Annotated in this window: 14 protein-coding genes; 6 read left to right on the top strand and 8 right to left on the bottom strand. The window is 66.5% G+C overall.

What is annotated here, in order from left to right:
- Positions 1-126: 126 nt before the first annotated feature.
- Together NCW75_03550 and NCW75_03555 are read left to right on the top strand one after the other, a co-directional pair.
- On the top strand, positions 127-1473 hold the full coding sequence (locus tag NCW75_03550; protein UYV13365.1) for a hypothetical protein: 1347 nt from the start codon (positions 127-129) through the stop codon (positions 1471-1473).
- A 34-nt stretch (positions 1474-1507) separates the two neighbouring features.
- Complete coding sequence (locus NCW75_03555; GenBank protein UYV13366.1) at positions 1508-1927, top strand: hypothetical protein; 420 nt, start codon at positions 1508-1510, stop codon at positions 1925-1927.
- Here the strand turns inward: NCW75_03555 and NCW75_03560 are convergent.
- The 3 genes from NCW75_03560 to NCW75_03570 all read right to left on the bottom strand — a co-directional run bounded on the left by NCW75_03560 (position 1911) and on the right by NCW75_03570 (position 4912).
- Entirely contained in the window at positions 1911-2717 is an 807-nt protein-coding gene (locus NCW75_03560; protein UYV13367.1) for a type III pantothenate kinase, read from the bottom strand. The two genes, NCW75_03555 and NCW75_03560, sit on opposite strands and share 17 nt — an antisense overlap.
- A 146-nt stretch (positions 2718-2863) precedes the next feature.
- Positions 2864-3595, bottom strand: coding sequence for a hypothetical protein (locus tag NCW75_03565; GenBank protein ID UYV13368.1), 732 nt, complete (start codon positions 3593-3595; stop codon positions 2864-2866).
- A 63-nt stretch (positions 3596-3658) separates the two neighbouring features.
- The gene (locus tag NCW75_03570; protein ID UYV13369.1) at positions 3659-4912 is read right to left on the bottom strand and encodes a hypothetical protein; all 1254 of its coding nucleotides are present in this window, start codon (positions 4910-4912) and stop codon (positions 3659-3661) included.
- 264 nt (positions 4913-5176) lie between these two features.
- On the opposite strand from NCW75_03570, the gene NCW75_03575 reads away from it, so the two are divergent.
- Positions 5177-6361: a hypothetical protein gene (locus tag NCW75_03575; protein UYV13370.1), complete on the top strand. Its 1185-nt coding sequence runs from the start codon at positions 5177-5179 to the stop codon at positions 6359-6361.
- 31 nt (positions 6362-6392) lie between these two features.
- On the opposite strand, the gene NCW75_03580 is transcribed toward NCW75_03575, so the two are convergent.
- On the bottom strand, positions 6393-7319 hold the full coding sequence (locus tag NCW75_03580) for an ABC transporter substrate-binding protein (protein UYV13371.1): 927 nt from the start codon (positions 7317-7319) through the stop codon (positions 6393-6395).
- A gap of 237 nt (positions 7320-7556) precedes the next feature.
- On the opposite strand from NCW75_03580, the gene NCW75_03585 reads away from it, so the two are divergent.
- Both NCW75_03585 and NCW75_03590 read left to right on the top strand, forming a co-directional pair.
- On the top strand, positions 7557-8615 hold the full coding sequence (locus NCW75_03585; GenBank protein UYV13372.1) for a hypothetical protein: 1059 nt from the start codon (positions 7557-7559) through the stop codon (positions 8613-8615).
- Positions 8612-10747, top strand: a complete 2136-nt coding sequence (locus NCW75_03590) for a hypothetical protein (protein ID UYV13373.1) — start codon at positions 8612-8614, stop codon at positions 10745-10747. Before NCW75_03585 ends, NCW75_03590 begins: the two co-directional genes overlap by 4 nt.
- Positions 10748-10750: 3 nt before the next feature.
- Here NCW75_03590 and NCW75_03595 read toward each other — a convergent pair whose 3' ends face one another.
- The 4 genes from NCW75_03595 to NCW75_03610 form a co-directional block, all read right to left on the bottom strand.
- Positions 10751-11230, bottom strand: coding sequence for a thioredoxin family protein (locus tag NCW75_03595; protein UYV13374.1), 480 nt, complete (start codon positions 11228-11230; stop codon positions 10751-10753).
- Positions 11231-11316: 86 nt separating this feature from the next.
- On the bottom strand, positions 11317-12285 hold the full coding sequence (locus NCW75_03600; protein UYV13375.1) for a CNNM domain-containing protein: 969 nt from the start codon (positions 12283-12285) through the stop codon (positions 11317-11319).
- Positions 12282-13616, bottom strand: a complete 1335-nt coding sequence (locus NCW75_03605) for a CNNM domain-containing protein (protein ID UYV13376.1) — start codon at positions 13614-13616, stop codon at positions 12282-12284. The genes NCW75_03600 and NCW75_03605 overlap by 4 nt, the downstream gene beginning before the upstream one ends.
- Before the next feature lie 18 nt (positions 13617-13634).
- Entirely contained in the window at positions 13635-14144 is a 510-nt protein-coding gene (locus NCW75_03610; protein UYV13377.1) for a hypothetical protein, read from the bottom strand.
- A 119-nt stretch (positions 14145-14263) separates the two neighbouring features.
- Between NCW75_03610 and NCW75_03615 the strand changes: the two genes are divergently transcribed.
- Positions 14264-14968 (top strand): amino acid racemase, encoded by a 705-nt coding sequence (locus NCW75_03615; protein ID UYV13378.1) that lies wholly within the window; start codon positions 14264-14266, stop codon positions 14966-14968.
- The last annotated feature ends 208 nt before the right edge of the window (positions 14969-15176 follow it).

Genomic DNA, 15176 nt, shown 5'->3' on the forward strand with positions numbered 1-15176 from the left:
GATTCAAAGGCTCTGGGAGTTTGTGGATACACCGGACAAGGAAGCGAATCTGAGGGGAATCAGATGCTCAAGTACTCGTGCGGATCTCTTGCTTTCTGGGTAGTTGTTGCCTCCCCAATATTGGGCATGATGATCTCGGGCTGCTCGGCCCCACCCGATCTGACGGGCTACCCGGCCAACACGCCCAAGACGTACAGCGAGAACAAGGTGTTCTTCCTCGACCGCCTCGAAGGCGATGCCCAGTACGAGCAGCTCCACGTCGACCTCGAGCACCTGTACGAGGTCCGGACCGACAAGGGGCTGCGCCGCGAGGATGTCATCAATCCGAACGATCCCGTCTCGGTCGTGCTGCAGGGGGTCCGCCTGCCCGAGGACGCCTACTCGGGCACACGCGATATCGCTGTGGTGCTGGACATCCACACGTCCAACGCCCGCGGAACGACCACGCTCGTGGCCTTCTACCAGCGCGACGTGCCGGCCGGGCAGATGCTCAACTTCAACAACCTGCTGGTCTACGCCGATCCGCAGTGGGACGAGCGGACGGCCCCGTACTTTCGGATCCGTGTGCTCGACGTTAAGGCCGAACGCAATCGGCGCACGGGCGCGATCATGGAGAAGGTCGGCAACATCAGCGCGCAGATTGGCGGCATGATCCCCCATCCCGCGGTTCCGATCGTGACGACCGCGATCGACGCGGCCGGCCTGATCCTGAGTAACCAGCGCAACAAGATGCTGCTGGATTACCAGATCCAGTTCTATGGCTCGCGGCACCGCAACAACGCCGGCGGAGCCACGCTCGGCCCCTTGGTCGCCGGGCCGTGGATCGTCGTGGGGCGTGGTCGTGGCGCGGATTCGAGCTTCTGGACACCAAGGCTCTATCTCGACCGCCAGACCGATCGGCTGATGCACGATGTTGAATTGGATTCGAGCGTGGGCACGTCTGGGGAAGCGTGTTCGGGGGAGGCGTGCGAGGGCGTCGCGTGCTGCGCATCGGTCGTGGATGGGGCGAGAACGAACGTGCCCGTGCCTTATGTGCTCGTGACGCTCATGCGCGCCGATGCCCAGGTCCCCAAGCTCGTGCTCGATCGGTCCGAGACGCTGATGAAGCTGCTCAGCTCCCCCACGGGCAAGAGCGACATCGACGCGGTCACGCAGGCGAGCGAGAACTTGATGAGCGCGATCGGCGCGTTCGCGGTCGAGGGCCGGCTGCGGAAGTACCGTTCGACGCTGGATCTCCAGGAGATCATCGACAAGCTGGACACTCAGGGCGATCAGGCGGACAAGCTCAACCCGGCAGAGGAACGACGCCTGATGTACGTTCTCGATCGGGTGACCGGTAATGATGTCAGCCAGACCACCGCGGCCCAATGGGTGGACTGGTGGGAAAGCCTGACGCACGCCGACTGGGAACTTGTCGAGGATGCTCACGCGCCGATGGGCGTGATTTATCGAAAGAAGCACACCGTCCACTGACAAGGCAATCGTGTGATCAACGGAGGATTTGCGGGTGGCCGACTACCAAGCGGGCTACACGTTCGACGACGCCTGGATACTCAGCCTGGCTCTCGATCACGATGGGGTCGCCGAACGCATCGCGGCGCTCCGCGGGATGCTGATGGCCCTCGATGGCCGGAGCGGCATATCGGCCCCGGGCGTGCTCGAAGACGGCCAGGTCGTCGTGCGTGTCACGACGGGGGCCGACAAGGCCAAGTGGGCTGTTCCATACCACCTGGCGTGGCCCGAGCCACGCCTGAACAACCATCATCTGACCGCGGTGAAGTTCTTGAGCTGGAATGTCGTGGGTGAAAAGGGGCCGGTGACCGCCGGTCGAGCGCGCCAGACTGCGCACGATCGGCTCCGAAAGGCCATCCAGGATCACGTCGACACCGGCGGGCCGCTGGCCAAGCGGATCAGGATTCTTCAGTAGCGATGAGTTCCTCGTACGCCCGCGCGAGCCCGGCGAGTTGGAGGTCGGGCACGACATGCTCGATGATCTCGTCGTTCTCGAAGAGCGGCAGCGCGTCTCCGCCGGTGGCGATGACTCGCGGGTAGCCGCCGTATGCCAGGGCGAAGCGATCGACGAGGGTGTGGACAAGGCCGACGGCCGACGCCTTGGCACCAAGGGCCATGGCGGGCTCGGTGTCCTCACCCCAGGGCTGGTCCTCAGGCTGGGTGAACGCGAACGCCTGGGTGGACGAGAGCGCGGGAAGCGCGGGGGCGGCCGCGTGCAGTCCGGCGAGCATGGCACCGACGCCCGGCGCGATCGCGCCGCCGTGGTGGGTGCCCTCGCCGTCCACGAAGTCGACCGTGATCGCCGTGCCGGCGTCGATCACGATGCAGGCCTGCTCGGCCATCTTGAATGCGGCCAGGCAGCACAGCAGGCGGTCGATGCCCACACGCTGGGGTTGGGTGACGGTCGTGCGCAGCGGGATGGCGAGGTCGGTGCCGGCGAAGGCGACCTGCTCGACGCGGCCGTCCAGTGCCCGGGCCGCCGCTCTGGCGGCAGGTTGGTTGACGCTGGCGATCAGCAATGGTGCGCCGTGGTGGTCATCGAAGAAGGGGGCAAGGGCCTCGGCGATGGACGCCGAGTCGGTGGCGTCGTGCGATGAGGAGTGGTGGACCGCGCCATCGGCGAAGCTGGCGGTTCGGGCACGCGTGTTGCCCACGACCAGGAGGGCGGCGGGAGGGGCGGGGGTGTGGTCGGCGTCGTTGGGCACAGATCGGCCTCCGGTGGATTGGACGAGCAAGGAGCGTATGGGGCCGGAGCGCAAAAAACCGGCCCCGACCGCGTGTGTTGCCGCGGCGGGGCCGGTGATCCGACGAGCTTCATCGTCGAGAGAGAGGGGGGCGATTTGGAGTTGGCTTACTCGCAGCCGGCGTCGAAGGCGTTCTGGAAGGCCAGGAAGTCGAAGAGGGTGAGGCTGCCGTCGCCGTCGAAGTCGGCGGCCAGGTCTCCGGCGTCGAACAGGTTCTGGAAGGCCAGGAAGTCGAAGAGGGTGAGTTCGCCGTCGCCGTCGATGTCGGCGGCGCACACGTCGCTGGCGATCTCCATCGAGACAAAGTCGATCTCCATGGCGACGTTGTCGGGGAAGATGCTCCAGATGGTGAAGTTGAAGCGGGTCAGGCCGGCAAACTCGTAGAGGCCCAGGGCGTCGAGGATCTCAAGCGAGTCGAGCGTGCTGCCCTCGTAGCCCAGGTCGCAACCGAGCTGGAACGGGGTGGTCTCGAGCGGCACGCCGCCGGGCGACGTGCGAGATGTGGAGAGGATGAAGCCGTCCGAGACGGGGAATCCGTCGACCAGCGTGAAGAAGGCCTCGGTGCCCGGCACCATCGTGGTGCTGATGCCGTCGAAGTCCAGAAGGAACGAATCTTCGTTGACCGGGTAGTTGCGCAGGTCACCCGGAAGGACGTCGAAGAAGTCGTCCGAATCGACCTGGAAGGTCACAATGGTGGTGTCGCCGGGGGAGACCCCCGCCAGATCGCCATCGGTGATGCGGTTGGAGACGACCTCGCCGGTGAAGGTGACGTTGATCGGGTCGGCCTGGGCGGCGGTGCCGGCGGCTGCGAGCACGCTCATCAGAATCAGCTTGTTCATGTGTTCTCTCCTGCGTTGCTTGGGGAGTCGCGATACGTGGAGTTGCTGCCGAAACCGATCGGCTTAGGCGCAGCCGGCATCGAAGGCGTTCTGGAAGGCCAGGAAGTCGAAGAGGGTGAGGCTGCCGTCGCCGTCGAAGTCGGCGGCCAAGTCGCCGGCGTCGAACAGGTTCTGGAAGGCCAGGAAGTCGAAGAGAGTGAGTTCGCCGTCACCGTCGATGTCGGCGGCGCAGGTGTCGTCGCCCAAATTCACCACCCAGGTCTGAGTAGTGGCGGGCGACCCGTCGTTGCCCCAACCGGCGATCCACTGGCCGTCGGACGAGATGGCACTGATAAAAGCAAACACGTATCCATCGGGGTAGGTGATGCCCTTGCTATCGAGGAAGTCGTCCATACGCATGGTGCCGACACCCTCTTGCCAGATGAACGCGTTGCCGAAGGTGGCCGGGCCAAAGCCCCAAGTACCGCCGCCGACCATGGTGCCGTCGCCGCTAATCGCCGCGCCAGCCATGAAGCGAGCGGCACCGGTGGCGAGTTGGGGCAGAACCTCGTAGGTGTCGGTCGAGGTGTTGTACCGGTAGGCGTTGCCGGGGACGACGGGGTTGCCCACGCCCATGCCCGAGACCCACACGCCGTCGTCGGACACGTCGAAGGCCTCCTGCGAGGAGGCGCCGGTGTCGGTGAAGATCAGTTCCTGCACGCCGTCGACCCAGGCCGAGCCCTGACGGCCGGCGCCGTCCTGCCAGCCGACGACGACGGTGCCATCAAAGTTGACGCCGTTTGCTCGAGAAGAGTCGCCCACGGCGGCGCTGCCAAGGTCGATGATGCCAACGCCCTCTGTCCATTGGATCGCGTGGGCGTCGGCGGTGCCCAGGATGGTCCAGCCAAGGCCCACCACATGCTGGCCGTCACCGGAGATCGCCCAGCCGCCTGAGACTTCGGCGTCGATCTGGGTGCCAATGTCGGGGATCGGGCCGAAGCCGGTCCACTCGCCAGTGGCCACGTCGTAGCGCGACAACTCGTGCCAGTCTTCCGTTGCGTTGTAGGTGCTGCCGCTAATGAAGAGGCCATCGCTGGAGATCTTGCCTTGGCCACCCACGCCGCTGCCAGGGCTCACGCCGCCGATCTGCATGGCCCCGCCGTCGGCAGTCCACATCCAGTACTGATCGCCGAAGCCGCTCGAGCCGCTGACGACACCCGTGTTGCTGACGTCGTCGGCTAGCCCCTGGCCCACGGGGATGGTGAAGAACTCTTGGGCGCTCGCCAGACCGGCGATGGACAACAGGGCGGCAGCGGCCGTGATCGTTCGGTTTTGCATCTTTGTTGCTCCCGAGCCGGATTCGCGGCTCGCTCTCATGGGTAAGCCCGGGCGTTCTCGCTCCTGGGCGGTGGGGGCCTCCGGACCCCGAAGTTCGATACGTCTTCGAAGGGTTATACCACGAGCCATCATGCTTCGCAAGTTTCTTCGGGGAAAATCTCGGAAAAATGTTGCCAATCTGGCGGATTTCGACTACGATTGCGTTGTGAGCAGCCGCGAAACCCGGCAATTACCTATCGAAATGCGAACCCGAAGGAATCAGGTTTGACCACGACCACCCAGATGACGTTCCAGGAGCACTGCCGCGAGACGGTGCGCGAGCTGCGTGGAGCGTTATTAGACATGTACGTCCAGGTCGGTGCCGACCCGGACAAGCCTCAGGACGTGTCGCGGAAGCTCGAACTCAATAAGAACCTGACGTGGAAGCTCTCGCGGGTGATGCAAGCGGAAGACGCGTTCGAGGCGCTGCCCCTGTTGCCGGGGATGGCCGGACTCGATCTCGCGCTCGATGCGATGGCCAAGGCTGGTGCCAGCGAGTACGCCATCGAGCGTGTTCGCAGCGCGATCGCCGAGGTTGACTCGATGGTCGAGATCCACGGTGGCGATCGTGCGACCATGGAGCTCATGCTCGACAGCATGGGCAGCAACGGCTTGGAGAAGAGCCGCAAGCTGGCGTACCGGGGCAACGCGGGGTTGTGGGGCATGCTCGCCAAGGTGCGTGTGACGGCCCAGTTTATCGCGCCGAGCGCGACCGATCCCGACAAGCTCGACGCGGTGCAGATCGCCGGCTTGCACCAGGTGCGGCGCTTCCGACCCGTTCCGCGATGGCCGGTGTTCCGGCTGGGTCGATATCTGGTGAGCGGCGAGTCGGGGCAGTTCCCGATCGAGGACGAGGACGGCTCGCACGAGGGGATGCTCTCGTCTTTCAGCCGCGGCCCGATGCCCGAAATCCATGCCAAGAAGGAGGGCGACGGGCTCGTCTACGAAGTGGGCGATGGGCCCGTTGGCAAGACCGGCGAATTCAGTTGCTACTTCGGGTTTGGGCACCGCAATTTTGTTCCGCGGTATACCAAAACGCCCGGCGAGACCGGCTCGCTCGCGGCGGCGGTGGGCATGCCCGTCGAGACGCTGCTGTTCGACCTGTTCGTCCACAAGGACCTGCGCGAAGCACTAGCAGCCGACGCGGCGGTGTACGGCGGCCCCTGGCTGGGCACGGCCGCGTTCCCGGAGCAAGCCAAGCTTCCGGTAAACGAGCGATTGATCAACCTTGGCCGGGGCGGAAACCTCGCGACGCCGCTGGTCGATCAGTACGCCCCGATGATGAAGCTGGCGTTCGAGCGGGCCGGTTGGGCGTCCGAGGACTTCTATTGCCTGCGGCTCGTGGTCGAGCACCCGCCGATGCCGTCACGTGCGGTAATCCGATTCCCGTTGAGGCAGAAGGGGGCGTAGGGGCGCTCGCTGTTTGTGGGTACCGAAATCCTCAGACCACAACCGGCTCCACCGGCTCGCCAAGCAACCCCGCCCCAGACGCTTCGGCATACAGCCTCGCGAGGGCCTCGCGTCCGGTCTCGCCCATGCTTGCCGTCATGTCGCTGACGTACATGCCCAGGTAGCGATCGAGCAGGTCGGCGTTGTTCCATTCCGGCCGGGCGGTGCTGTGGAGTTGGAGGTAGGCGCGGGTGTCTTCGGGGTTGGCGCGCGCGTGGGCGACCGACGCGCTCAGCAAGCGGCTGATCTCTCCGACCGTGCCATCGCCGTGCTCGGTTTCCAGGCCGATGCGGATGACATTCAGGCCGAGCGGCAAGGGTTGGGCGGTCTTGCGGTGCCACCATTGGCCGAAGTCGACAACCTGCTTGAGCCCCATCTCGGCGAACGTGAGCTGGGCCTCGTGGATGAGCACGCCCGCGCCGACGCGGCCGTCGAGCACGGCCGGGGCGATCTGTTGGAACGGCATCTCGACGAGTGTGATGGCATCGCGCGATTGGCCGAGCACGAGCTTGAGCACCAGCGCGGCGGTGGTGTTGGCACCGGGGATGGCGATGTCGGGCTTCTGGCTGCGCACGCAGCCGTCGCAGTGGAGCGGCGCGTCCTGCCTGGCAACCAGCTTGGGGCCGTAGCCCTCGCCAAACGAGGCCCCGCAATCGGTGATGGCGTAGAGGTCGCTGAGGGCCGGCCACGCGGCGGCGGAGATCGCCGTGATGTCCAGGGGTTGGGACCGCGCGGTCTTATTGAGTTGTTCCACGTCCTCGGGCTTGGGCGTAAAAGCGAAGCGGCCGGTGTCGATCGCGGGCGGGCGCAGTTGCTCGCCGGCGGGCGAGAGGAACCCCGTCAGAGGCCACCACATGGCCATGTCATCGGCATCCGGGGAGTGGGCAAGCGTGAGAGGGATCGTTCCGGTCTGGGGCATGCCGGAAGGATAGGAAGGGCGCCTTGCGGTTCTGGATCGGGAAATCACCGACTTGAATTCGCGTTCAGGCGAGCGGTTGCCTATTTCCCCTCAGCGTACCATTTCATCATGCGGAACTGGTATGGCCCGGGGCCCCGACGGAAGCACTCGGGTGCGCAGCGCGCGTCCGGGGATTCGGTTCGGACGCTCGAGAAGCACAATCGAACGAGGCGAGCGTGGCGTGTCATCTGGCGACGCATGCCCAGGATTTCGATCGAAACGGGTTCGGCTCGCGGCCGGCCGGTGTATTCGATCCTGATCTCGGTGGCCGTGCACGTGGTGCTCATCGTGCTGCTTGCTCTAGCGCTCAGCGGCGTTGCTCGGCACGGCGTGGGTTCGGTCGTGAGCCTCGACCTCGGCGCGGGGCCGAGTGAAACGGCCAGCTTCGAGGCCCCGAGCGTCCAGGCCGAGGCATCCGAAGTGCCAACAACGCCCGAGGATGCCGCCGCGATCGCCGCGCAAGCGTCAGCGGGGCTGACCGGAGCGATCGCACGCGTAAACTCGGCAACCGTGGACGCCCCCCGTGGAGCGGTCGTTCCACGCGGGGCCGGCAAGGGGTCGGCGCCCCTGCTCGAACGTGGGCCGGCGGTGGGGGGGATGTCGAACCTGAGTACCACTGGCATGACGCCGACGCTCGATGGTGCCAGCTTCGCGGGTGTTCGCGCCAAGCGGGCTCGGAGCGTGGTCTACGCGGTCGATGCCAGCGGGGCGATGATCACGAGCCTGCCGTTCGTTCTCGACGAACTCCGGCGGTCGGTTTCGGCTCTGGCTGCCGATCAGAAGTTTGCCGTCGTGCTCTTTGGCCGGCGTGCCGGCGAGGCGGACGCATCGGCCGGCGTGCGGCCGTTCCCCGACCAAGGGATGCGATCGGCGACGCCAGCGAGCAAGGCGGAGTTCTTTGCCTGGCTCGATGAGGCGCAGGCCCGTGGGGCGAGCAATCCGCTCGATGGCCTGCTGTCGGCGCTCGATCGCGAGCCCGAGGTGGTGTTCCTGCTCTCGCGAAGCATCCGGCGGACCGATGGCCGAGAGACCGCGGGCGACTGGGGCCCGGGTCGCGAGGCGATCCTGGCAGAACTCGAACGGGCCAACCCGGTGCGCAAGAGCATCTTCGGACCGCCCGCTCGTGCGGTGCAGGTCAAGTGCGTGCAGTTCCTCGAAGAAGATCCGAGCGGCGTGATGCAGGCCATCGCCGAGGTGCACGGTGGTGGCGCCGGCTCGTACCGATTGTTGCCCGAGTCGGAGTTGCGTAGGCGATGATGAAATTCGTGATCGTGGCTGTTGTCGTCGTTCTCGCAACGGGCGCGCTGGCGCAGGATCGAGCCGAACTCTTAGAACGAGTGCAACGGGCTTCGGACCGAGCGAACGCTTCGCGGGTCCCGGTGAGTGATCGCTTGGAAGCGCTCGATCGTGCGATCGCGGCCCGCGTCGAACTCATGGCTGCCTACCCCGCCGACGCGTACCGGCCGATCTGGCTCTTGGATCAATCCGCCGACACACTGACCAGATTGACCCTGAAGATGGCCGATGTGCGGCTGATCGTGGGCTTGCTCGACCGGTGGGAGCGCGCCGAGGCCCTGGCGGCCGCCGAAGAGGCGTATCTCATGGCCGACACGGCGGGCACACTGATCGAGACCAGATTCGAGCAACACCGACGCATTCTCGAAGCCGGCGGTGAACTCGCCGAGGGTGATCGCACGCTCAACCGGCGACTAGCCGAGACCGAGCAGGGCGTCCGTCGGCCGCTGCTGATGGGCCGCGCGATGGCGCTTCAGGTTGCCGGTCGCGGTGGGGTCGCCGATCCACGGAAGGCGATCGACTTGCTCGACGGCTTGCGTGTGGGATCGGGCACGGCCCGCGTCATCCGCGATAACGCCCTGGCTGTAGCGCACGTCGGGCTGGGCGGACCAGAGAACCGCCAGCGGGCCCTGGTGTTGTTGGATGGCGTGATTGCCGACGCGCCGATGGAAGCCGGGTCCCTCACGCTGGCCGAGGCGGTGCTACTCCGTGGGCGGCTGGCCGATGGTGTGGATGCGAGAGCGAAGGTGATGGCCGATGCCGCTGACCACGCACCGTTCATCGATGAGCAGGGTCTGGGCGACCCGGCCTTGCTCCTGCTCGCTACGGAGGCGCGGGCCCGGGTGCTCGCCGAGGGCGGTCGGCTCGAATCCGCGGCGCGCACGCTCATGGCGTTGGGAGATCGGCGCGATCTGGGGGGCAGCCCCGAGCAATGGGCTTCGCTCGCGGATGATCGGTTAGCGTCGATCGCCCAGAGCTATGACGATTGGCAAGGGGTCGCGCCCGAAGTCGTGTTGCGCACGGCACTGGCGTTGGTGGCGCAGGATCGGCGGCCGCTCGACGCTCGGGCTGTGGTCGTGCTCGACACGCTGCTCGATCGATTCGCGGCAGAGCAGCGTGGCGCACGTGAGGCTGGTGAGCCTTGGACCGAGCCGCCAGAGCGTGCGCCTGCGATGGAGCTGCTGGCCCGCTTGCACTTCGCCACGGCTGAAACGCGCGCCGATGCGATCGAGGCGGATGGCCAGCGAAAGCGAGCGGTCCTCCTGGTGTGGCAGTTGACCGAAGCGCAGGGAGTTGACTTGGCGGGGCTGCTGCCCCAAGCGGCGACGCTCTCGCTGGGTACGGTGGGCGAGGGCATCGAAGGGCAGCAACGCCGCGACCTGCTCGAGGCGGCACTCCAGCGTGTGCCGGGGCATGCCCACGCCGACCGCTGGCGGCTGGGTTTGGCGGCGATGCTGATCGGGGCCGGCGAAGACTGGGCCGGAGCTTTGGACCTTGCCGAGGCTGCGATGCGGAGCCCTGATGCCGCGACCCGGGACGACGCGACGGCCTTGGCGGGGGCGGCCCATGCGCTGTTGGTTGCACGAGCAGAGGACGATGATCCTGCTTCGCTCGCCGTACTCAGGCGGGCTCTGGCCTTCATCAAGACGAATCCGTCGGCGACCGAACTCAACGCCCGCGCGCTGGGTGTGCGTGTCGCGCGGATCCTGGTTGCTCGGGACTCGAGGGAGCACGCGCGAGAGGCCATCGACGCGTTGCGGGGCATGTCAGGTAAGGACGCGCTCGTCCTGCGGGCCAGGGCGCTCGATGTTCTCGGCGAAGCCGACCGGGCGTTCGTGGCGTATCACGCCGCTTCCGAGGTCGTGAGCCCGCAGGCCGACGGGGATGGCTATTGGCACGTTCGCGTGCGGTTCCTGGAGTTGCTCGATGCCGAACGGCGGCGGCGCGAGTCGACCCAAGGCGAGGAGGCCGCCGCCCTGCTCAAGGCCAACATCCGGGCGCAGCTGCTGAAGCTCAAGGCGGTCGATGCCAGGCTCGGTGGGCCGCCCTGGTCCGATCGGCTTGCGGCGATTGAGGCTGGCCTCGAGACCTGAAAGTTAGAGCTGTGCTTCGAGCCAGGCCAGATACTTGTCGGCATCGGCGGCTCCCTCGAGCATCGCGATGGGCTGGCCATCGCGCACGACAATCGTGCTCGGGAACACACGGACGCGCAATTGTTCGAGGGTCGGCCTTGAGGCCTCGTAGCTGGTGCCGTCGATCATCACCGGCTGGGCCTTGCTTGCCAGAAGATCCCGCACGCGCTGGTCGCTGAGCGCGTTGCGTTTGAGTTGCTGGCACGGGCGGCACCAGTCGGCGGTGACAACGGCAACGATGGGCTTGTCGCCCTCGAACGAGATTGAGGCCAGGTCGGTAGTGACGGGCATGAACTCGGGTGCCGGTGCGGTGCCACCGCCTATCAGCATGCGCGCCATGAGCAGGCCTGCCACCACAACGATGGCCGCCGTGGTGATCAAGCCCCCGAGGGATTTTTGAGGCTTGGTCGCGGCTTCGGCGGGCTGGCTCGGCGTGCTATCCATGTGTCGGCTCCAATCGGTACCCTGTGGGTGAACCCAGAGCGGCACGCGAGTATTCGTCCGAACTTGGGTATGCAGAACGCACGCGGTTACTGGACGAGTAGCGGCTCGGTCAGGTCGTTGAGGCTCACGATGCCGGCGGGCTTGTCGTTCTGTACCACGATCGCCAGATCGGCCTCGGCGGCCAGGATGCGACGGATGGCGACCACCGTGGGTGTGTCAGGGGAGACCAGCACCGCCGGGCGGAGGTGGTCGGGCTCGATGGGATCGCCGGCCAGCAGGGATATGGCCGACGCGACGCCCAGCACCCGCCCTTGACCATCGGTGACGGGCACGGTGGTGGCGGGCTTGGTGCCGAGCGTCTTGCGGATGCGAGCGTGCGACCAGTCGGCGTGGACCTTCTGGGCCATCGACCACGAGAGCATCTCGTCGCCCACGCGGCCGCGCCCCAGCGCGAGTGCGCGGTCGAGCAGCGTCGAATGGTCGTCGCTCATGCCGGTCGGGCCGCCGGCTTCCTTCAGTATGTTGGCCATGCGTTGGCGTGCGTCCGACGAGCCACCAAGGCCGCCGCCGCCGATGAGTCGCGTCATGAGGCTGCCGGCAAGCATCACGAGCGGGACGATGCCGATCATGACATAGAACGTGCGTAGCCCGCGCAGGACCGGGGCGAAGAGGTAGGTCAGCCGGTCGGCACCGGTGCGGAAGAGTTCCTTGGGCAACGATTCGCCGAAGATGAGGATGATTGGCGTGACCACGATCGATTGCATGACAAGCGTGAGGATCGGGCCCAGCCCGGCCGAACCCAACAGGGCGGACACGCCCAGCACGCCGATGTAGTTGCACACGTTGTTGTGAACGAGCAGTGTCGAGAGCAAGCGATCGGTCCGGCGGATCTCGGTGCGCAGCATGACCGCCGCCGGCTCGCCGTGCAGCGCGCGGGTCTCGAGGCCCAGCCGCCCCAGCGCGTAGACGCCCATCTCCAGCCCGCTGGCGAGCGCCGACCCAGCCAGACCGATCAGCGCGAGCAACGACCACAGTGCCGCTTCGCCCCAACTCATGGCTGGTCCTCGGGAGCGGGCATCGGTTGGGCAACCGGGCGCACCAGCACACGCTCTATGGTGCGGCCCGCGACGCGTTCGACCTCGACGTGGACGGGGCCGAAGTCCACCGAATCGCCCACCTCGGCCAGCCGCCCGAGTGAGGCCATGACCGCGCCGGCGATGGTGACCGCCTCGGGCGGAAGGCCGAAGTCCTGCGTGCGATGCTCGGTGAACAGGCGGGCCAACTCGCTCACGGGCATGCGCCCCGGTGCGCTCCAGCAGCCAAGGCCGACCATGATGATGCCATCCGCGCCGGTCTGGCCTTGCTCGATGGGCATGCCGACCAGACCGCGCAGGAGGTCGGCAAAGCCGAGCATGCCGGTGCTCTCGCCGTGCTCGTCGACGCACACGGCTGTGCGGGCCTTGCGCTCGCGGAGCTGGTTGAGGACGCGATCGAGGCGAGCATTCTCGGGCACGTAGATGGGCATATCCAGGACGGGCTTGCCCTCGGCCAGCGTGGCCTTGACGTCGAGGATGCGGGTGATGGTGACCCCATGCTCGTCGAACACGGGCAGGCGATGGTTACCGGCGCGGTGGGCGTATTGCACGAGTTCGTCGATGGGCATCTGCGGCGTCACCGAGTGAAGGTCGAGGCGTGGTGTCATCGCCACACGAGCACGGACCGCGCTGAGGCCTACGACGCCTTCGAGCAGTTCTTGCTCATGGTCGTCGATCGTTCCACCGTGCGCGCCGGCTCGAATGAGCGTGCGCACGTCCGAGTGATCGTGGTGGGGCGCGTCTCCCGGTGAAGGGCGGACCAGACGCGACAGCGGGGCAACCATGAGCGAATCGATAGCCATCAGCAGGCCGCCCAGGGCGAGGCTAACCGAGAGCAGCAGCGGGGCGGCCAAGCGTGCCCAGTGGGTTCGGAACGTGTCGGCGGCGAGTTTCGCGAGAATCTCGCCGAACAGGATGATCGCCACCAGTGGCAGCAAGGCCGCCAGCACACCCATGAGCGGTGAACGCGTTGTTTGCAGCAGCAACGCGGCGGCGGCGAAGTACAGCACGTTCACTACCATGTTCAGCAGGAGCACGCAGATGAGCAGGCGGCGTGGCTTGCCCAGCAGGTCGTCGATGATGCCCGCGGCCTTGGGCGACTGGCGGCGCAGGGCCACGCGCTCGCCGTGCGTCAGGCCGAAGAGCGCCGTCTCGCTGCCCGATGCCGCGGCCGAGGCAACCAGCAGGCCGGCCATGAACACGACCAGACCGATGGCCAGCCCGCCGGAGTCCGGCATCGCCTGGACTGCATCTGAGACGGTTTCGGTGGAGGTGGAGGGGGTCGGCGTCATGGGGTGTTCGTGGGCCAATCAGGCATCGGGCGCGTGCGCCGGCACGCCCACCTGTTCGAGCATGCGCTCAAAGTACCGCCATTGCTGCAGCACGCCCGCCGCGGTTGCGGCAAGTGAGGGATCCAGTGGGCCGTCGCCCGCACCGAGCAACTTCGCGAGTTCATCGGCGAGATCTTGCCGGCGATCGGCAGCCCATGCACGCCAGCGCTCGACGGCCTCCTCGTTGCCCGACTCTATTGCTTCCTCGGCTTCCTGCCTGACCTCGAGAATCTCGGCGAGGAAGTCGGGCGGGAGCGGCGGGGCCTTGGCGCCCGGGGCTCGGACGGCCAGCACGGCCCGAGCCCGTTGCTCGGGATCCAGCAGGGTCTTCCGGGCGTCGTTGAGGCTGGATGAGTCCGCCGAATTCTCTGGGCCGGCCAGATCTGGGTGGGCAGTCGCAATCCTGACCAAATAGGCTTGTTCGATATTTGCAAGGGAAATATCGAAGCTGACGGGCAAGCCAAGGGTATCGAAGGGGCTCTCGGCCATAATGTGCAGACAATAGGCCGGCGGGGGTTTCGGTTGACCGGGCCCCCTCGATCGGCGAGGATGAGCCTCGTGGAAGGCGTGCCGAGCGAGGGTGCGGCCCGCAGGAACGGAGGCCACCGGTGCCATCACAACACGTCGGGATCGTCGCGGTCAGTCCCGAAGGCGCCGCTCTGGCCTACCGCCAGTTCCACCGCCACGCCACGCAGATGACCATGCCCGAGGATCGCCCGTGCGTCACGCTGCACGGCGAGCCATTCGATAAGTACCTCAAGGCCGTTGCCGATCAAGACTGGGAGACCATCGGCATGCTCTTGCGACGCTCGGCCGAGTGCCTGGCGGCGGCGGGGGCAGATTTTTGCCTGACGCCCGACCATGTTGTCCAGCACGCGGTGCAGATGGCCGAGACGGGGTGCCCGATTCCTTGGCTGACTATGGCCGAGTTGCTAGCCGACGAGGTGAGCCAGGAGGGCCGCCAGAGCGTCGGCATCCTCGGCACGCGCATGGTGACCAACGGCTCGGCGTACCAGACCCACCTGGGCCTCAAGGGGGTCAAGGTCATGACGCCGTCCCCCGAGGAGGTGGACGAGGTCGACTCGATCATCTTCCAGGAATTGGTGCTCGGCGAGACCCACGACTCATCCCGGCAGCGGCTGGGCGAGATCATCGCCCGGCTGGCCGACCGCGGCGCCGAGGCCATCGTGATGGGCTCGAGCGAGGTGCCGTTGCTGTTGTCGAGATCGAGTTGCCCCCTTCCGCTGTATGATCCGGGCGAGATCCAGGTCGTCCGGGCAGTTCAGATGGCCTCGAGCGTGCGACCAGGCTAGCGGAGAAACGCTAACAGATTGCGATCAGGCCGGCAGCAAGGTCAATCTGGGAAGCCCTTTCTTGACAGTTCGGGCTGCAACCCGGTTGGAGGAACGCACGAATATGTGCATGCCAAGATGCTCGGAGAGGGAAAATAGGCTGGACAAGTGGGGGTGCCCACTGGTATCCTGACCCCGAGTAGATCCGCGTGCAAGGCGGGAGCCGCCG

The organism is Phycisphaera sp. (assembly GCA_025916675.1).
Classification (GTDB): Bacteria; Planctomycetota; Phycisphaerae; order Phycisphaerales; family UBA1924; genus JAHCJI01.

Excerpts from the sequence above, each read along its gene's own strand:
- NCW75_03585 (UYV13372.1), top strand. The coding sequence starts at position 7,557 with ATGCCCAGGATTTCGATCGAAACGGGTTCGGCTCGCGGCCGGCCGGTG.
- NCW75_03605 (UYV13376.1), bottom strand. The coding sequence starts at position 13,616 with ATGACGCCGACCCCCTCCACCTCCACCGAAACCGTCTCAGATGCAGTC.
- NCW75_03610 (UYV13377.1), bottom strand. The coding sequence starts at position 14,144 with ATGGCCGAGAGCCCCTTCGATACCCTTGGCTTGCCCGTCAGCTTCGAT.
- NCW75_03600 (UYV13375.1), bottom strand. The coding sequence starts at position 12,285 with ATGAGTTGGGGCGAAGCGGCACTGTGGTCGTTGCTCGCGCTGATCGGT.
- NCW75_03570 (UYV13369.1), bottom strand. The coding sequence starts at position 4,912 with ATGCAAAACCGAACGATCACGGCCGCTGCCGCCCTGTTGTCCATCGCC.
- NCW75_03580 (UYV13371.1), bottom strand. The coding sequence starts at position 7,319 with ATGCCCCAGACCGGAACGATCCCTCTCACGCTTGCCCACTCCCCGGAT.
- NCW75_03565 (UYV13368.1), bottom strand. The coding sequence starts at position 3,595 with ATGAACAAGCTGATTCTGATGAGCGTGCTCGCAGCCGCCGGCACCGCC.
- NCW75_03550 (UYV13365.1), top strand. The coding sequence starts at position 127 with ATGATGATCTCGGGCTGCTCGGCCCCACCCGATCTGACGGGCTACCCG.
- NCW75_03595 (UYV13374.1), bottom strand. The coding sequence starts at position 11,230 with ATGGATAGCACGCCGAGCCAGCCCGCCGAAGCCGCGACCAAGCCTCAA.
- NCW75_03590 (UYV13373.1), top strand. The coding sequence starts at position 8,612 with ATGATGAAATTCGTGATCGTGGCTGTTGTCGTCGTTCTCGCAACGGGC.